Genomic DNA, 17534 nt, shown 5'->3' with positions numbered 1-17534 from the left:
CTTTTTGAGCGTGCGTCACTTCGTACGGCAAGTTATCTCGGGTTTCTTGTCTTGACCATAGGGGGGCCTGCGGTCAGGGGTGCCCGGGGGAACCAATTTCGGCACGCTGTTGAAAGCCATGATGCTGGCCATGCGCCGCTTGCAGGGTCGATGTTGAAAATGAGGACTATATCCTGAGCCAGTCAGTCGGCAAAAACCGCGCTTGTTCGCAGTCCGGCCTGGTGCGGCCAACTATTGATTGATGCAAATTCGCAACGGATCTGCTCTGATTTCTTGTCTGGGCTGCGTGTTGCTTGGTTCGTAATCTTTACGGCTTACATTCGCTTGTCTCTCGGCAGCGGGTTTCGTAGCGTCGCCACGGGCTTAATGGGTCGATTCAGCCACTGGATGGTTGGTCGGGGGGATTTTGGATGAGACATTCTGTTTCCGCAGCGCGTGCCAAAGGCGATGGCGAGATGAATGCGCGGCTTGCGGGCTCGCTTCTGTTGTCCACGTCGCTTCCGGCTGTGCTGATAGCCGGGCTGATTGCGACCGCTGTAACGCCGATCATCTCCGGTGTCGCCTCGGCCGAGGATTTCGCTCACAACAGCGGCGGTTGGGGTACGGCTGCGAACTGGACTCCCGCAACAGTTCCCAACGGCGTCGATGCGGTCGCGAACTTCAACCATGATGCGCCGGACCAGGGGCTCGGCTATACCGTTTTCCTGACTGGCGGACCCTATACGGTCGGCACGCTGAACTTGAGTGCCACGAGCACCTCCGGCGGTTACCGGTTTTCAAGCGGCGTTTTGGATTTCCAGGCCTCCGGGCAGGCCTCGATCAACGTGCAGACGAACAATTTCATTCCCGACCTGGACGCCAGCGCCAGTTTCAATCTCGTCTCCGACACCGTCGTCACGGTCGATTCCGGTGCTCATTTTACGGCCGATGGAGTGATCTCAGGCGCAAGCCTCACCAAGAGCGGTGACGGCTTGCTTACCTTGAATGGCGCAAACGCCTACACCGGCGGTACCAATCTCTATGGCGGCACGCTCAGCCTGGGCAACAATGCGGCTCTTGGGACGGGGGCTGTATACACCAACGGCGGCACGACCATTGACATCCAGAACGGCATCACGATCAACAACGACCTGACCATGTATGCCGGCATGAATCTGAATGTCGGCTCGGGGGCAACCGGAACCTATGCCGGTCAGATTTCAGAATTCAGCGATCCAACCGCGATCGTCAAGACTGGCGCCGGCACGCTTGTTTTGACCAACAGCAACAGTTTCAGCTCCGGGGCTATGATCGAGGAGGGAACGATCCGGGTCACTGACGATCATGCGCTGGGCTCGGGTCCGATCACACTGGATGGCGGCACGTTGCAGGCGGGCGCAAACCTCAATCTTCCGAACGTCTCGATCCTTTTTGGCGCTGCGGGCGGCATCATCGACACTAACGGTTTCGACGTCAGCACAACCGCCAGCATGGGTGACAACGATACGCCGAGCGGGACGTTCACCAAGACAGGAGCCGGTACGCTGACGGTGGACGGTTTCGCTGGCAACAACAACTACACTACGGCCACCGACGTCGCCCAGGGCACGCTGAAGGCGGGCCTTACCGCCAACATCTTCAGCGCGAACAGCGCCTATACGATCGAAAGCGGTGCGACTCTTGATCTCAACAATCTCGACCAGGCGATCGGCTCGCTTGCCGGCGCGGGGGCGGTTAACACCGGGACAGGCAAGCTGACGACCGGCGGCAACAACGGCTCGACGGTATTTTCAGGCGTCATCACCGGCAGTAACGGCCTGATCAAGGACGGGACAGGAATTTTCGAGGTGTCGGGTTCGAATTCCTTGTCGGGCGGGACCGAGGTGAAGGCCGGCACCTTGCTGGTCTCCGGTTCTCTCATCGGTTCGGCCGTTACAGTCAACAGCGGCGCCACGCTCGCCGGCGCCGGCGCGGTTGGCCCGCTCGCTGTTTCCGGCACTGTCGCGCCGGGCAAGGGCGGGATCGGCATGCTCTCGGTCTATGGCGACGCCAGCTTCGCATCCGGTTCGACCTATGCAGTGGAACTGAACGCCGCTGGCGCTACCGATCGGATCATTGCCGTGGGCACGGCAAGCATAAATTCAGGCGCCGGGCTGACGGTGACCAATATTGGGCTGGGCAGCCTGGTGGCGGGAACCAGCTACGTCGTGCTTCAAGCCGCCAGTGTCAGCGGAACGTTCACCCTGGTGGGTGATCCGCAGGTCTCCGCCTTCGCCAGCCTGAGCACCAGATCCGATACGACACATGCCTATGTCGACGTCACCCAGACGAAGACCTTCGGCTCGGCCGGCCTGACGCCGAACCAGATCGCCACCGGCGAGGGGCTGGACAGCGCGGCCAGCAGCGCCTTGGTCAGCGCTGTGCTTGCCTTACCGAGCGATGTCGCCGCGCAGGCTGCTTTCGACCAGCTTTCGGGCGAAATCCATGCCTCGGCCAAGGGCATGCTGGTGCAGGACAGCCACTTCCTGCAGGACGCGGTGACGGCGCGCCTGCGTGCCGCCTTCGGCGACAGCGGCAAGACCGCCTCGCTGCCGGTCATGGCCTATGGCGAGGACGGTGTTCAGCCCGTCGCCGCCGACACGGATCGCTTCGCCGTCTGGGCGCAGGGTTTTGGCTCCTGGGGCGGTGCCGACAGCGACGGCAATGCCGCGGCCCTCGATCGTTCCACTGCCGGCCTGTTGATGGCCGCCGACGGTATGGCGGGTGACTGGCGGATCGGCGTGGTAGGCGGCTACAGCCGCACCAGCTTTGATGCCGACGATCGCCATTCCTCGGGCGACAGCGACAATTATCATCTCGGCCTCTATGGCGGAACCAACTGGGGGGCGATCGCCTTGCGTACAGGTGCCGCCTACACATGGCACAGCATCTCGACCTCGCGCTTCGTCGCCTTCGACGGCTTCGCCGACAGTCTGTCAGCCGACTACGACGCCGCCACCGCGCAGGCTTTCGGCGAACTGGCCTACAAGACCGATGCCGGGACGTTTGCCTTCGAGCCCTTCGCCAATCTCGCTTACGTCAATTTGCATACCGATGGTTTTGCCGAGACGGGGGGTGATGCGGCGTTGACAGGCAGCAGTTCAACGACCGACGCGACCTTCACCACGCTCGGCATCAGGGCTTCCACCGACTTCACCGTTGGCGGCTTGGCAGCCACCGCGCGCGGCTTGTTCGGCTGGCGCCATGCCTTCGGCGACGTGACGCCGCTGTCGACCTTCGCCTTCGCGGGTGGCGACAGTTTCACCGTCGCCGGTGTGCCGATCGCCAGAGATGCGATGCTGGTCGAAGCCGGGTTCGATGTTCAACTGGCGCAGAACGCAACACTTGGTCTGTCCTATGCCGGAAAGTTCGGACCGGATGCCTTCGACAACGGCTTCAAGGCTAGCCTCGGCGTGAAGTTCTAGAGTGCTGAAGGACGATTCGCGAGTGACCGACAGACTTGCCGGTCTAATGCTTCAGATGGATCGTCACCCAGCCTTCGCGGTGCAAGGTGCGCACATGGCGGAAATTCTGGCCGGCATAGGCCGAGATGACCGCGTCGCGCTGGCGCTCGAGAATGCCTGACAGCACGATCGAGCCGCCGAGCGCGATGTGGCCAGCCATTTGCGGCGCCAGCCGCATCAGCGGCCGCGCCAATATGTTGGCGACGATGAGATCGAAGGGCGCGCGCTTGCCGAAGATCGGGTGGTGAAAGCCCGGCGCCGTTGCCGTTTCCACCAGTGCCTTGACGTGGTTGAGCCGCGCATTGGCGGCAGCCACCCGCACCGCCACCGGATCGATGTCGGTGGCCAGCACCGGAATATGCGCCAGCTTGGCGACGGCAATCGCCAGCACCGCACTGCCGGTGCCGAGATCGAGCGCATTGCGCGGATGTTCGCGCCGCACCACTCTTTCCAGCATCTCCAGGCAGCCGGCGGTGGTGCCGTGATGGCCGGTGCCGAAGGCAAGGCCGGCCTCGATCTCGATGGCGAGTTCGCCGCTGTGGCGTTTCCTGCGGTCATGGGCGCCGTGGACGAAGAAACGTCCGGCACGCACCGGCTTCAGCTCTTCCAGCGAATGCGCTACCCAGTCGATGTCGGGCAGGGCCTCGCGCTCGATCGGCTTCGACAGGGAAAGGCCGGCAAGGATGTCCTTCAGCCGAGTCTCGACCGCATCGACGTCGCCATCGGCATAGAGCGACACTTCGTGGATGTCTTTGTCCTCGTCGACCTCCAGGACGGCGATAGGCAGCCCCTCTTCCTCGAAGGCCGCCTCGAGTGCCGCGAAAATGCTGACGGACTCGATCTTTCCGGTGGTGAAGTAAAGGCGCGTCTGGGTCATGAAATGGTAATCAGCCTTTCGCCGCCAGCCGCTTCAGCTTGGCGATGGCCGTATCGGCGCTTTCGCCGTAGGCGATTGTGCCGGCGAAGTCGCCCTTGGCGTTGAGCAGCAGCACCGAGGCGGTGTGGTCCATTGTGTAGTCGCCGTCGCCGGTGTCGACCTTCTTCCAGTAGATGCCGAACGACTTGGCCATGGCATGGACCTTGTCGGGAGCGCCCGTGATGCCGACGATGCGGTCGGAGAAATTGCTGACATAGGCGTTCATCACTTCCGGCGTGTCGCGCTCGGGATCGACCGAGACGAAATAGGCATGCAGGTTCTTGCCGTCGTCGCCGAGCGTCTTCAGCCAGCCGGCCAGCTCGAACAGCGTGGTCGGGCAGACCTCGGGACAATGGGTGAAGCCGAAGAAGACGACGCTGGGCTGCCCCCTGAAGGCAGCTTCGGTGATCGGCGCGCCTTTCTGGTCGACCAGGCTAAAGGCGGCGCCAAAAGGCTCGCCGCCATAGTGGCCGCGGTACCAGTCGAAGGTCAGCCAGCCAATGCCGGCCGCCATCAGGACGAGAATGCCGACCAGGATAGAACGCATCATCAGAAAAGTCCGTCTGCAGAAATCGCCGCGCCGGCTCAATGCCGCGCCTGTGCGACTGTCTTAGCGGTTCGGCCCCGCGCAGGCAAAGTGCCGCGTTGCCGCAACCGCGGCGGTGTTGATGTATCTGCTTGCAAAGCCGGGCTGCTCGCCCCACCTGTGACCGGCAACTCGAACCGCAGGAGGCTCTTTTGCCACGACTGATTGGGCACGGATTGATTGGGCGAAAACTGATCGGCGGCGCCTTGGCCGCCTGCCTTGTCCTTGGCGCTGGGGCGGCCGTGGCCGAGGAAGTCGGCAAGGTCGGCGTCGATTGGCTCGGCAACGACATCATCGTCGAGGCGATCAAGGATCCGAAAGTGGAAGGCGTGACCTGCCACGTCTCCTATTTCGATCGCGGTATCATCGATCGCCTGCACAAGGGCAACTGGTTCGAGGATCCGTCCGATTCGTCGATCTCCTGCCGCCAGACCGGCCCGATCACGATCGGCGACATCGACATGAGCGAGGGCGGCGAGGAAGTGTTCAAGCAAGGCATCAGCCTGATCTGGAAAAAGCAGGTGGTGAACCGCATCTACGACAAGGCCAACGAGACGCTGATCTATCTGTCGCATTCGCGCCAGGTGCAGAACGGCTCGGCCAAAATGTCGGTCACCACCGTGCCGCTCTACGGCCAGAACGTGGTGTGGAGCAAAGGCAAGCCGCAATAGGCTGGACGATTGCTCCCCGATAGGCTCCACTGAATTAAAGACAGAAGCTTGCTCTTTACGACATGCTTGAGGAGACCTGATGATGTCCCCGCCACCCTGGAGCCGACCTCGGGCAATTTCATGTGACTTCTGCGGCGCGAAATATGACCACGCCAGGAAATTCGTTGCTGGTCTTCCTAGATACACGTGCGAGCAATGCATTGCCCCTGCATTCAAGGGCGGACTTCACCTGATTGGGATATCAGAAGCAAGTTCAATGACCTGCGTGTGCTCGGTATGTGATTTCCAGAATGATGGAAAGAGGCGGTTTATGGCTGAAAAGATCTCATTGATTTGCGACCAGTGCGTCAGCCTCGCAACCGAGCGGCTGGGTGCTATAAACTGAGCTTCTGTAACGGGAGCAACTACTCGTCGGGAACCCGGCTTGCGGGACCAATCGCCTGGAGGTAAAGCCGCCGGCATGGACCGTTCCGAAAATCTCGTCCCGAAAGACTCCGAGCCGCGCATCCATCCGACCGCGGAATTAAAGGCGTGCAAGCTCGGCCGCTATGCCTCGATCGGCGAGCGGGTGGTGTTGCGCGAGGTCACGGTCGGCGACTTCTCCTATTTCGAACGCCATTCGGAAGCCATCTACACGACGATCGGGAAATTCTGCTCGATCGCAGCCAACAGCCGCATCAATGCGCTGGAGCACCCCATAGAGCGGCTGACCCAGCACAAGCTCAGCTACCGGCCGAACGAGTATTTTCGCTGGCTGGGCGTCGATGCCGCCTTCCGCGAGCGGCGGCAGGCGAAAGCCGTGACCATCGGCCATGATGTCTGGATCGGCCACGGCGCGGTGATCATGCCCGGGGTCACCATCGGCAATGGCGCGGTGGTTGGCGCCAACGCAGTGGTGACGCGTGATGTGCCGCCTTACGCGATCGTCGCCGGCGTGCCGGCGAAGGCTCTCCGGCCACGCTTCGCTCCGGATATCGCGGCGCGGATCGAAGCTCTCGCCTGGTGGGACTGGCCGGTCGAAAAGCTCGCCAGAGCGGTTCCCGACATGCAGGCAATGCCGATCGAAGCGTTCCTCGATCGCTGGGAAAACGACGCCGTCTGAGCTTGCGCAAACATGTCGGATTGAAACCCCTTCCGCCATGCGGGGGTGGCGCGGCGGAAGGGGCTGGAGGCAAACCGCTGTGAAGCGGAAGGAACAGGCACTCTTGCCTGCACGGTTACTGTGACATTCAACCCATAAAGTGTGTTTTTCGCCCTATGCACTTTATGGGTGTATTCAATTGCGCGCGAGGTATTTGTCTGCGCCGGGAACCTGAAACGGTCGTCGGTTGTTTCTCATCGCGCCGCAGCGTTGAGGGATTTCGACAAGATGGAAAAGCTTTTCACCAAGATCGCCAACTGGGTCGCTCATGTCACCGGCCTGCCGCTGACATTTGCCGTCTGCTGCCTGATTGTCGTCGTCTGGGCGGTAAGCGGTCCGTTCTTCGGCTTTTCGGACACCTGGCAGCTCGTCATCAACACGGGCACGACCATCATCACCTTCCTGATGGTGTTCCTCATCCAGAACACCCAGAATCGCGACGGTGCGGCGATTCAGGCCAAGCTCGACGAACTGATCCGGGTCAGCGAGGGTCACAACCACTTCATCGGCATCGAGCACCTGACGGAATCCGAAGTCGAGGAGATTCGTGACAAATGCGAGCGTGCGGCAAAGCGGCATGACGAACAGATCGCCGACATGGCGGCGAAGAAGGTTGTGGCGAGGAAGCGCGGGTCGAAAAAGCAAGCGGCTTGAAGATCAGCCTTTCATAAAGGTCGCGAAAGGCGCTTTGTAGTCCGGATGCCAGCGCGACAAAGCGGGGCGGTTTTCGATGATGTCGCCGATTGCCCAGGCCATGCGCTTTTCATCCAGCGGCCGCGCCGCCTCATTGTCCGGGCACAGGATGTAGAAATCGCCTCTGGTCAGGGATTCCAGCATGAAATCAACGACCTGTTCGCCGGTCCAGGCGCCGGCAGGTTTTTCCGTCGCGCCCTCGGTCAGGCCGGTAAAGGTGAAGCCGGGGATCAGCAGATGGGCCGCGACATGGGCGCCGGGTTCGTTGCGCAACGCATGCGCCAGACCCTCGGTGAAGGTTTTCACCCCTGCCTTGGAGACATTGTAGGCAAGATTGCCGGGAGGCGTGGTGATGCCTTGCTTGGAGCCGGTGTTGACGATCAGACCCGGCCTGGCCGAGGCCAGCATGCGCGGCGCGAAGGCCTCCACGCCATGCACGACGCCCCAGAAATTGATGTCCAGCAGCCGTTTCCAGGCATCGCGGTTTTCCCATGGTTTTCCGGGGTTGTCGCCGACGCCGGCATTGTTCATCAGAAGCGACACGCCGCCGAAGGCGCCGAACGCCCTCTCGGCGAGGCGGTTCACCTCATCCGCCTTCGAAACGTCGGCGGCGACGGCAAGCACGGCATCGTCGCCGGCAATCGCAGAAACGGCGCGCGAGGCGTCGTCCAGTCGCGCGCCGCCAACGTCGGCCAGCACGATCTTCATGCCCATCAGTGCAAGCCGCCTGGCGGCCGCCAGACCGATGCCGCTGGCGGCGCCGGTGATCACGGCGGCATTGCCTGGGGCAAGCGCGGGCAGGGCGGTCTGGATCTCAGCGTCGGTGATCATGGGCGATGGGTTCCTTGTTCGATGGCGCCGAACTTAGCGTCGGAACCGGCCGGTGCAAGCCTCTGCTCGCCTTGTCGGGTTGACCAGTTCGGTCGAGGCTGCGCATGTTGCCCTCTGCCTCCGCGAAAGAGATTTTGCCCTGGGGACAAAACAAACTTTGGCCCTGGGGACAAACGGAGATTTCCTGATTGACGGACTGGGTTGCAATTCTGAAGGAACAGACCGCCATTGGCGACCAGATGGGCCGCGAGGTGCCGCAGATGCTGGCCAACCCCGACATCAGCGAAACGCAGGTGAAGACGCTCTTTTCCGCCCTGGAGAAACAGGCCGAGTTCGTCGAGAAACTGCGCATGGCGCTGGAAAAATTCGGCCATGATTTCTCGATCATCAAGGCGGCGGAACGGCTGGAGGAGCGCTATGCCGACCTTGCCGCATCGGTGGCGGAAAAACTGAAAGCGATGCGCAAGTAGAGCTGCTCCGGGAAGCAGCTACTTTTCGATCACTCGCGCAAAGCGCGTATCCGGTACGAGCCATATCATCGCGACCAGCACATAGAGCGCGACGCCGATCCACTGGCTGACGAAGGTCAGCACGACGGCCACGATGTAGACAGCCAGCGAGAGCTTCCCCTTTCGGTCAGTTCCCAGCGCCTTGGCAAAGGCGGTATCATTGCCGTGCAGGCGATGCAGCGCGGCGGCGAGTATGGTGTAGGCGATGGCGCATAGCGCGAGGTCGGTGCCATAGACCGCAACCGGCACCGGCGCAAAGTGGTTTTCGCCCATAAAGGCCGTCGTCACCGGCATCAGCGACAGCCAGAACAGCAGATTGAGGTTTGCCCACAGCACGCGGCCGTCGACCCGCTGCACGGTGTGGAACATGTTGTGCAAATTGTTCCAGTAGATGCCGACATTGATGAAGGACAGCACGTAGCAGAAGAAGATCGGCCACAACGGCACCAAGGCGGAGAAATCCTCGCCATGCGGCACTTTCAACTCAAGCACCATGATGGTGATGATGATAGCCACGACGCCATCGGTGAATGCCTCGACCCTGCCTTTGCCCATAAATCCTCCTGGCCTCAGCATAGGTTACGGGAGGAAGTCCCAATATGCCATCGCCTGGGTTGAGCGCTCACAACGAACGTGGCGCCTGGTCAATGCCCTCCATGCTGTCAGGAGCCTGCCGGCCGGCCGGAACGTCGGAGATGAAAGCGCGTTAAGGTCGCTATCCCTGAAACCGGTGACGAGGTTGGCCATGACCATTCGCGGTTTGGCGCATACGCACAACGAGGCCCGCGGCGATGCTCTGGCAATCCCCACCGTCGCCGCGATGATTGCGGTGCTGTTTGCCGGCAGCACGGTGCTGACGCCGCTCTATATCGTGTACAAGCAGCAATTCGGCTTTTCACAAATCACCCTGACGCTGATCTACGCCGTGTATGTCGTCGGCAATCTGGCGGCATTGCTGATGTTCGGCGGGGTGTCCGATGTCGTCGGGCGCCGGCCCGCGAGCCTGGCAGCGATGCTTGTCGCCATCGTCAGTGCGCTTGTCTTCCTGTTTGCCGGAAACGTCGCCTCGCTCGACGTCGCCCGCATCCTGAGCGGACTTGGCATCGGCGTCGGCGCGGGGACCGGAACCGCGTGGATTGCAGAACTTCTTCCCGGCGCGGACAAGTCGCGCGCCAGTGTGATTGCCACCAGCACCAATTTCCTCGGCCTCGGCTTCGGCGCACTGATTTCGGGACTTCTGGCGGAATATGAACCATGGCCGTTGCGGCTGATCTTCATCGTCTATCTGGCAGCACTTGTGGTGGTAACGATCCTGGTCTGGCGCACTCGTGAAACGGTGGCGAAGCCGGGCGGCCTCGGGCGGATCTCCTTACGGCCGCGACTTTCCGTCCCGGAGGAAATCCGTGCGCGCTTCGTCGCGCCGGCGGTGACCGGCTTCGGCGCGATGGCGCTGGTCGGGTTCTACGCCGCCTTGGCGCCGAGCATCCTGGCGCAGCAACTGCATGTGACCAACCACGCCGTCGCCGGCGCGCTGTTCTTCGAACTGGCGATCGTCACCGCGATCAGCATCGTCGTTCTGATGCACATGAAGAGCAACAAGGCGATGCTGGCCGCGCTGGCATTGATGATCCCAAGCGTCTTGTTGGTGGTGGCGGCGCAGATACTGGCCTCGATCGCACTGATGGTTGCTGCGACGGCCTGTTGCGGCGTTGCGGCGGCGCTTGGTTACCGTGGCGGGCTGCAAGTGGTGAACGAGATCGCGCCGCCGCAACGCCGCGCCGAAGTGGTGTCCAGCTTCTTCATCTGCTGCTTTGTCGGCAACGCCTTGCCCGTCATCGGCATCGGTATCGTTTCGACCTATGCCAGTCCGATCACTGCCAGCCTGGCGTTCGCCGGCATGATCGTGGCGTTTGCGTTGGTGGCACTGGCTTTTGGGCTGAAACAACACGGGCGTTGAGCCCTGGAGCGGTCCAGCGGAACCGGGCTGGCTTCAGCCGTTCGGGGTTTCAGGCGAAAGATGCGCGCGTCCGCGCGGCACGCCAAGACCGGTGTCCGGCGGCTCGCCGGCCGCCGGCCTGTTCTCGATCATGTGCGTGGTGCGCCAGCGGCCGAAACGGTAGTAGGCAGCGGCGAGTACAAGCGAGCTGATCGAACCCGCCGGGAAACTCCACCACAGCGCTTCCTCGCCGATCACGCCGCGCATGAAATAGGCAAAGCCGGTGCGCACGACCAGCACCGAGATGACCAGGATGATCAGCGGCGGCATCACGGCACCCGTGGCTCGTACGGTGGCAAACAGCACGATGGTTATGCCGAACAGGATGAACGACCACGAGGCGACATTGTTGATGTGGACGGCGATGTCGATCGCCGCGCTGTCGCTGCTCAGGAACAGGCTCAGCACCGAACGGTCGAAAACCGACAGCACGGCAACCAGCGCGCCGGTCAGGACCAGGTTGAAGCCCACGCCGGAGGCGGCGATGCGGCCGATCCGGTCCCAGCGCCCGGCGCCGACATTTTGTGCCGCCATCGAGGACACCGCGGCGCCGATGGCGAGCGCCGGCATCTGGATGTAGGTCCACAGCTGGGCGGCGATGCCGTAGGCGGCGGCGACCTGTGAGCCGTAGGAATTGACGATGCCCATCACCGTCAGTGCCGCCGCCGAAATGACGATCATCTGCAGGCCCATCGGCACGCCCTTGAAGACGACGATGCGCAGCAAGGCGGGGTCGGGCCGGAGCAGAGCGAGGTTGGCGCCGGCCAGACGCAGCGGATGCTTGCGCACGTAGAGCACGATCAGGATGGCGATCACGCTTACCGTCTGGCCGATCAGCGTGGACGTTGCGGAGCCCGCGATGCCGAGTTCGGGAAACGGTCCGATGCCGCGGATGAGCAATGGGTTGAGCACGATGTCGAGGACGACGGCCAGCGCCATGAAGAAGAAGGGCGTGCGTGAATCGCCGGCACCGCGCAGCACGGTCATGACGAAGGACAGAAGGTTCATCATCGGCACGGCGACGAAGATGATGCGCAGATAGGAGCGCGCCAGCGGCAAGGCATCGGCCGGTGTGCCGAGCGTGTTGAGAATGGCGTCGACCCAGATCCAGCCGCAGACCGCGAAGATAACCGAGACGAGGAAGAAGAACGTCGCGCTGGTGCCGACGATGCGGCGCGCCTCGGGCAGGTCGCGGGCGCCGACCGACTGGGCCACCAGGATGGTGGCCGCCATGCCGATGCCGAACACAGTGCCGAGGATCAGGAACAGGACGAGGTTGGCGTTGGAGGTGGCGGTCAGTGCGGATTCGCCGAGGAAACGGCCGACCCAGACGGCGTTGATCGAACCGTTGAGCGACTGCAGCACGTTGGAGCCGAGCACCGGCAGGGCAAACAGCAGAAGCGTGCGCGGGATCGGGCCGCTGGTCAGGTCGCCGGTGCGCCGGCGCGGGGGATTTTTTTCGTCCATGGCGGGCAGCTCGGCGAAGGTTCGTTTCAAGTCGCGTGCGCGATGATTGCCGATTCAACGGGACAGGTCATGCCGTGATCTAATCATGTTCTCAAAGCTTCCGGAATGGGATATTGATCTTCGATGCGTGGGGCCGCATTCCTACAGTTCTTGGATAAGCCGGGGGGGGTCATGTCCGATATTCCGCTATTTTTTGAGCGCATGAACAGGCGCGCGTTCCTCGGTGCATCCGCCTTGGGTGCCCTGGCTCTTTCGGCGTGCACCACAACAGACGTGGCGCCGCCGCCGCCGGTTGCAGCACCGCCGAGCGATCCGGCTTTCGGCGATGCCGCGAGCATGTATGCGGCGCGTGTCGACGAGGGCTATCAACTGCCGGCAATCCCGGTCGCCAAGGTCGATCCGAAGTTCGTGCGCCAGATCGTGGCTGACCCGACCGGAGAGAAACCCGGCACGATTGTCGTCGATACGTCTGAGCACTTCCTCTATCTGGTGCGCGACGGCGGCACAGCTATCCGCTATGGCGTCAGCCTTGGCAAAGCCGGTTTCGGATGGACCGGCAGCGCCGTTGTCCAGGCGAGGAAGAAGTGGCCGGTCTGGACGCCGCCACCGGAAATGATCCAGCGCCGGCCGGAACTGGCGAAATACAAGGACGGAATGCCGCCCGGCCCGCAGAGCCCGCTGGGCGCCCGCGCGCTGTATCTGTTCCGCGATGGCAAGGACACGATGTACCGACTGCACGGCACGCCGGAATGGGATTCCATCGGCAAGAACGCATCGTCGGGCTGTGTGCGCTTCATGAACCAGGACATCATCGACCTCTACAGCCGCGTCAACGGCCCCGCCCAGGTCTTCGTGCGCCCCAACCTGTCGGCTGCAGGCAAGATCATGGCCGTGTCGAGCAGAACCGCCGAGCCGATCGATGCGGGCGTGCCGAGGGACGCGGAGTTCTTGAAGTAAGCCTTCTCTGCCTGGAGCAACACCAGCAATAGTGCTTCGGGCGGACGCGCCAAGCTCGCCCGCCCGGGCAGTGGTGGTCACTTCTTGGCCAGACCCGGCAGCGTGACCTGATAGACCAGGAACATGGTGTCGACATTGGCGCCGTCTTCCGCCTTGTAGGGTGCGCCGACCTGAAAACCGTCCTGGGCGAGGAAGTCGTTGTCGTTGGCGACGAACAGGAAGTAGTCGTCGGGCAGCTTCGGATCGAGAACGCTGACCACCGACATCGCCTCCCACTTCTCCGACAAGTTGTTCTTGTCGTTCGGCGCGCCATTGTGCAGGCCGAAGCGGCCGAGTTCGCCCTTGTCGTTGATGTCGATGAACGGCGTCAGCTTGGCCGGCGTCACAGACGGGTCGAGCACGCCCTTGGGTGCCAGCGGCTTGTCGGCGGCATCGAAGGCGCCGCCGGCGATGTCGGTCGCGGCCGAGACGTCGACGACGAATATCTGGCGCACCAGCGAGGTGTCGCCCTTCAGCCCCTGGCCGTTGCCGCTGTCGCGCGCCAGCATCAGGAAGGTCTTGTCGGAGAGCGCCACGATCTCGCTCTGCGCGGCGATCTTGGTCTTGCCCTTGGCATCCTTGAACATCGGCAGCGGCACGACATACTCATGCGCAAGCTTGAGATGAGCGGGGTCGGAGGCGTCATAGACCAGCGCGCGGGTGTTCTGGCGCGTCGCGGGCGAATCGCCGCCATCCTGGCGGGGCGCCGACTGCAGCACCGCAATCAGGAACTTGCCGTCCGGCGTCATCGCCATGCCTTCGAGGCCCTGATTGTTCTGGCGGCCGGTGTCGGGATCCTTCGGATCGGGTTCGGCAGCACCTGGGCCCGGATTGTCCGAGGCGAAGTTCGGCGCACCGTGGCGCATCGGTACCAGCGCCGCCGGTGGCTGGGTCGCCGACAACAGATGTCCGTCGGCGGAAAACCTATAGATGTTCGGGCCGTATTCGTCGGAGATGAACATCGAACCGTCGGGCAGGCGCACGATGGCCTCGTTGTCGAGCGCCAGCTTGCCGTTGGCTTCGGGCAGGATCGGCATGTCGCCGCTCGCCGCGCGCTCGCCGTTGAGCGGATCGAGGCCAGTGGCATCAGCGCCCTTGTCGTCGGTGAGAAGCATGGTGTCGGCGAGCGTCGCCTTGACGCCCGCCTGCTCCTGGCCGCTAGCGGGCGCGGCACCTGGTGCGACTGGGGCAAACTCGATGCCGATCGTGTTGAGGCGCGGCCGGTAGTCGGTGGTGCCGACGACATTGTAGCCGCGGTCCGGCAGCAGCCAGAGCGAACCCTTGTAGCCGGCCGCATCATGCGTCCAGCCTGCTGTATCGATGGACATGCCGGAGCCCGAGCCGAACGTCTCGCCGAACTTGTCGCGCTGGGCGGCCGGGATGCGGCCGACGCCGACCAGCCCCTTGTTGACGAGGCCGCCGACGGTCGCGGTGCTCTCGGCGAGCGCCGGCGTCAAGGCGGTGAACAAGGCCAGCGCGACGCCGAGCGACGCGGTTCGGTACAGGTGTTTCATGGACAATCCTCTTTGTGACAAATGTGCCGGAGCGGCCGCGGGACGAAAAACTGAAAGAGGTGCGACATCGATAATGCCGCGCGCGCCTCCCCGAAACGCGGTCTACGGCGCGAACATGATGCTTGCGTGACAGCGCGCGGTGCATGCCCGCCGTCTTCTTCACGTGCCGATAGAAACGTGCGCCTGGCGGAAAGAATTGATCACTCAGTCAGTCTCAGACCGGTAAAAAGAGCCGCGCCCGCCGGCGCTAGACACTTATGTCTAGTGCGTATATGGTCCAGCCTTCGGACTAACCGTGGAGGGGAAGCCTTGAAGTCGCACTACCGCGCAGTCGTCATCGGGGGTGGCGTGGTCGGAGCCTCGGTGCTCTACCATTTGACGCGGTTCGGCTGGAGCGATGTGGCGCTGATCGAGCGTGCCGAACTGACGGCCGGTTCGACCTGGCACGCGGCGGCAGGCTTCCATGCGCTCAACGCCGATCCCAACGTGGCGGCGCTGCAGGACTACACCATCAATCTCTACCGGGAAATCGAGGCCGAATCCGGCTGGGATATCGGCCTGCACATGACGGGCGGCGTCAACATCGCCAGCGATCCCGCGCGCTGGGAGTGGCTGAAATCGGCCTGGGCGGTGTTCCAGTCGGTCGGTATCGAGACCGCGCGCCTGGTCACGCCCGACGAGATCAAGGCGATCTGCCCGATCGTTGATGTCGGCGGCGTGCTAGGCGGCCTGCATGATTCCAACGAGGGTCACCTCGACCCGTACGGCACGACGCACGCCTATGCCGGCGCTGCAAAAAAGCGCGGCGCCGACATCATCCTGCGCAACCGAGTGGTCGAGCTGAAGGCGCGTGCCGACGGGCGCTGGGATGTCATCACCGAGCAGGGCACCATCATCGCCGAGCATGTCGTCAATGCCGGCGGGCTGTGGGCAAAGCAGCTCGGCCGCATGGCCGGCGTCGACCTGCCGGTAACGCCGATGGAGCACCACTATTTCATCACCGAGGACATTCCCGAGATCGCAGCACTTGACCGGGAAATCGGCATCGCCGTCGATCTCGACGGCTTCTCGTATCTGCGGCAAGAGCGCAAGGGCGTGCTGCTTGGCGTCTACGAGCAGAATCCAAAGCACTGGAACATGGATGGCGCGCCGTGGGACTACGGCATCGAGCTGATCCCGGAAGACATCGACCGCATCAGCCCGGAACTCGCCAAGGCGCATGAGCGCTTCCCTTGCCTGGCGACGGCCGGCATCCGCAAATGGGTCAACGGCGCCTTCACCTTCACACCGGACGGCAATCCGATCGTCGGGCCGGTGCGCGGCCTAAAGAACTACTGGGTCGCCTGCGGCGTCATGGCCGGTTTCAGCCAGGGCGGGGGCGTCGGCAAGTCGCTGGCCGAATGGATGATTTACGGCGAACCGCAGGCCGACATCTTTGGCATGGACATCGCCCGCTACGGCGCCTTCGCCGCCAACCGGGAATATCTCAGGCAGACGACGCGCCAGTTCTATTCGCGCCGCTTCGTCATGACCTTTCCCAATGAACGGCTGCCGGCCGGCCGGCCGCTGAAACGCCCCGGCGCCTATGACGGCATGACGGATGCGGGATGCGAATGGATGGCTTCCTGGGGGCTGGAAATCCCGGCCTATTTCGCGCCGATGGGGTTTGCCGAGAACACGACGCTGCGCCGATCCAACGCCTTCGACATCGTCGGCGACGAGGCGCTGCAGGTGCGGCGCGCCGCAGGTCTCGTCGATATCTCGGCCTATTCGCGCTATGCGGTGTCCGGGCCCGGCGCTGAAGCGTGGCTCGACCGGCTGCTCGCCTGCCGGCTGCCGAAGCCGGGGCGGGCCGGTCTGGCGCCGATGCTCGGCCATGACGGACGGCTGAAGGGCGACCTCACCGTCTTCAATTGGGGCGGCGGCAGCTATTGGCTTATGGGCTCCTACTATCTCCGGGAATTCCACATGCGCTGGTTCGAGAGCCATGCGGCTGAAGGCGTCACCGTCGCCGACCTCTCCGACACGATGAGCGGCTTCCTGCTGACCGGGCCGAACGCGCGCAAAATACTGGAGCGAACGACGCATCAGGATGTTTCCGGCATAGCATTGCCGTTCATGGCCTGTGGCGCATTCGACATCGGTATGGTGCAGGCACGTGTGGCGCGGCTGTCGATCGCGGGCGAACTCGGCTTCGAAATCAATTGCCCCGTGACCATGCATGCCACTCTGCGCGACACGCTGCTGGCTGCCGGCGAGGATCTCGGCTTGGCCGAAATCGGATACTATGCCCTCAATGCGCTGCGGCTGGAGAAGAGCTTTGGCATCTGGTCGCGTGAATTCACGCAAGGCTATACGCCGGGCCAGACCGGTCTCGACCGCTTCATCGCTTTCGGCAAGAGCGACTTCATCGGCCGCGAAGCAGCGTCGAAACAGCGGGAGGCCGGCAGCGGCCAATGCCTGGTGACGCTGGAAATCGATGCGCTCGACGCCGATGCCAGCGGTTTTGAGCCGGTCTGGCATCAGGGCCGACGCATCGGCTTCGTCACCTCGGGCGGCTATGGCTATACGGTCGGCAAAAGCCTGGCGCTGGCTCTCGTCGACCGCGATTTTGCGGGCGAGGGTACCGCGCTCTCCGTGCATGTCGTGGGTGAGGAGCGGCCGGCGCATGTCGTCGCGGCCTCGCCCTACGATCCCCTGGGCAAGGCAATGCGGCAATGAGGAGGATTTCC

At 63.0% G+C, this 17534-nt stretch carries 14 protein-coding genes; 8 read left to right on the top strand and 6 right to left on the bottom strand.

The annotated features are described in order from the left end of the window. Positions 1 to 410: 410 nt before the first annotated feature. A complete protein-coding gene (locus MESCI2_RS1000000136050) occupies positions 411 to 3443 on the top strand; it encodes an autotransporter outer membrane beta-barrel domain-containing protein (RefSeq protein ID WP_050596424.1) in 3033 nt (1010 codons plus the stop codon). A 43-nt stretch (positions 3444 to 3486) separates the two neighbouring features. Here the strand turns inward: MESCI2_RS1000000136050 and MESCI2_RS0101065 are convergent, their stop codons facing one another. After that, positions 3487 to 4359, bottom strand: coding sequence for a 50S ribosomal protein L11 methyltransferase (locus MESCI2_RS0101065; protein WP_027034923.1), 873 nt, complete (start codon positions 4357 to 4359; stop codon positions 3487 to 3489). 10 nt (positions 4360 to 4369) lie between these two features. Continuing rightward, on the bottom strand, positions 4370 to 4948 hold the full coding sequence (locus tag MESCI2_RS0101060) for an SCO family protein (RefSeq protein WP_027034922.1): 579 nt from the start codon (positions 4946 to 4948) through the stop codon (positions 4370 to 4372). 188 nt (positions 4949 to 5136) lie between these two features. Between MESCI2_RS0101060 and MESCI2_RS0101055 the strand changes: the two genes are divergently transcribed. From MESCI2_RS0101055 to MESCI2_RS0101045, 3 genes are all read left to right on the top strand, one after another. After that, entirely contained in the window at positions 5137 to 5655 is a 519-nt protein-coding gene (locus MESCI2_RS0101055) for a CreA family protein (protein ID WP_032900278.1), read from the top strand. Positions 5656 to 6115: 460 nt separating this feature from the next. Next, positions 6116 to 6757, top strand: coding sequence for a DapH/DapD/GlmU-related protein (locus MESCI2_RS0101050; protein WP_027034920.1), 642 nt, complete (start codon positions 6116 to 6118; stop codon positions 6755 to 6757). A gap of 267 nt (positions 6758 to 7024) precedes the next feature. Beyond that, positions 7025 to 7450, top strand: coding sequence for a low affinity iron permease family protein (locus tag MESCI2_RS0101045; protein ID WP_027034919.1), 426 nt, complete (start codon positions 7025 to 7027; stop codon positions 7448 to 7450). A gap of 3 nt (positions 7451 to 7453) precedes the next feature. Here MESCI2_RS0101045 and MESCI2_RS0101040 read toward each other — a convergent pair whose 3' ends face one another. Next, positions 7454 to 8320, bottom strand: coding sequence for an SDR family NAD(P)-dependent oxidoreductase (locus MESCI2_RS0101040; protein WP_027034918.1), 867 nt, complete (start codon positions 8318 to 8320; stop codon positions 7454 to 7456). Between the two features lie 188 nt (positions 8321 to 8508). On the opposite strand from MESCI2_RS0101040, the gene MESCI2_RS0101035 reads away from it, so the two are divergent. Continuing rightward, the gene (locus MESCI2_RS0101035) at positions 8509 to 8790 is read left to right on the top strand and encodes a hypothetical protein (RefSeq protein WP_023813121.1); all 282 of its coding nucleotides are present in this window, start codon (positions 8509 to 8511) and stop codon (positions 8788 to 8790) included. A gap of 18 nt (positions 8791 to 8808) precedes the next feature. Here the strand turns inward: MESCI2_RS0101035 and MESCI2_RS0101030 are convergent, their stop codons facing one another. Continuing rightward, entirely contained in the window at positions 8809 to 9384 is a 576-nt protein-coding gene (locus MESCI2_RS0101030) for a TMEM175 family protein (protein WP_027034917.1), read from the bottom strand. Between the two features lie 190 nt (positions 9385 to 9574). Here MESCI2_RS0101030 and MESCI2_RS0101025 point away from each other — a divergent pair, with 190 nt between their 5' ends. After that, positions 9575 to 10786 (top strand): MFS transporter, encoded by a 1212-nt coding sequence (locus MESCI2_RS0101025; RefSeq protein WP_027034916.1) that lies wholly within the window; start codon positions 9575 to 9577, stop codon positions 10784 to 10786. Between the two features lie 33 nt (positions 10787 to 10819). Here MESCI2_RS0101025 and MESCI2_RS0101020 read toward each other — a convergent pair whose 3' ends face one another. Continuing rightward, positions 10820 to 12292, bottom strand: a complete 1473-nt coding sequence (locus tag MESCI2_RS0101020) for an MATE family efflux transporter (protein WP_027034915.1) — start codon at positions 12290 to 12292, stop codon at positions 10820 to 10822. Positions 12293 to 12463: 171 nt separating this feature from the next. On the opposite strand from MESCI2_RS0101020, the gene MESCI2_RS0101015 reads away from it, so the two are divergent. Next, positions 12464 to 13249, top strand: a complete 786-nt coding sequence (locus tag MESCI2_RS0101015) for a L,D-transpeptidase (protein ID WP_027034914.1) — start codon at positions 12464 to 12466, stop codon at positions 13247 to 13249. A gap of 77 nt (positions 13250 to 13326) precedes the next feature. Here the strand turns inward: MESCI2_RS0101015 and MESCI2_RS0101010 are convergent, their stop codons facing one another. Next, complete coding sequence (locus MESCI2_RS0101010; protein WP_027034913.1) at positions 13327 to 14802, bottom strand: esterase-like activity of phytase family protein; 1476 nt, start codon at positions 14800 to 14802, stop codon at positions 13327 to 13329. 309 nt (positions 14803 to 15111) lie between these two features. Here MESCI2_RS0101010 and MESCI2_RS0101005 point away from each other — a divergent pair, with 309 nt between their 5' ends. Beyond that, positions 15112 to 17523 (top strand): GcvT family protein, encoded by a 2412-nt coding sequence (locus MESCI2_RS0101005; protein WP_027034912.1) that lies wholly within the window; start codon positions 15112 to 15114, stop codon positions 17521 to 17523. Positions 17524 to 17534: the final 11 nt, after the last annotated feature.

Source organism: Mesorhizobium ciceri WSM4083, from assembly GCF_000519305.1.
Lineage (GTDB): Bacteria > Pseudomonadota > Alphaproteobacteria > Rhizobiales > Rhizobiaceae > Mesorhizobium > Mesorhizobium ciceri_B.
Note: the sequence above shows the minus strand (reverse complement) of the source record. Positions and strands in the feature narration are given on the sequence as shown.

Excerpts from the sequence above, each read along its gene's own strand:
- MESCI2_RS1000000136050 (WP_050596424.1), top strand. The coding sequence starts at position 411 with ATGAGACATTCTGTTTCCGCAGCGCGTGCCAAAGGCGATGGCGAGATG.
- MESCI2_RS0101065 (WP_027034923.1), bottom strand. The coding sequence starts at position 4,359 with ATGACCCAGACGCGCCTTTACTTCACCACCGGAAAGATCGAGTCCGTC.
- MESCI2_RS0101060 (WP_027034922.1), bottom strand. The coding sequence starts at position 4,948 with ATGATGCGTTCTATCCTGGTCGGCATTCTCGTCCTGATGGCGGCCGGC.
- MESCI2_RS0101050 (WP_027034920.1), top strand. The coding sequence starts at position 6,116 with ATGGACCGTTCCGAAAATCTCGTCCCGAAAGACTCCGAGCCGCGCATC.
- MESCI2_RS0101045 (WP_027034919.1), top strand. The coding sequence starts at position 7,025 with ATGGAAAAGCTTTTCACCAAGATCGCCAACTGGGTCGCTCATGTCACC.
- MESCI2_RS0101040 (WP_027034918.1), bottom strand. The coding sequence starts at position 8,320 with ATGATCACCGACGCTGAGATCCAGACCGCCCTGCCCGCGCTTGCCCCA.
- MESCI2_RS0101030 (WP_027034917.1), bottom strand. The coding sequence starts at position 9,384 with ATGGGCAAAGGCAGGGTCGAGGCATTCACCGATGGCGTCGTGGCTATC.
- MESCI2_RS0101025 (WP_027034916.1), top strand. The coding sequence starts at position 9,575 with ATGACCATTCGCGGTTTGGCGCATACGCACAACGAGGCCCGCGGCGAT.
- MESCI2_RS0101020 (WP_027034915.1), bottom strand. The coding sequence starts at position 12,292 with ATGGACGAAAAAAATCCCCCGCGCCGGCGCACCGGCGACCTGACCAGC.
- MESCI2_RS0101015 (WP_027034914.1), top strand. The coding sequence starts at position 12,464 with ATGTCCGATATTCCGCTATTTTTTGAGCGCATGAACAGGCGCGCGTTC.
- MESCI2_RS0101010 (WP_027034913.1), bottom strand. The coding sequence starts at position 14,802 with ATGAAACACCTGTACCGAACCGCGTCGCTCGGCGTCGCGCTGGCCTTG.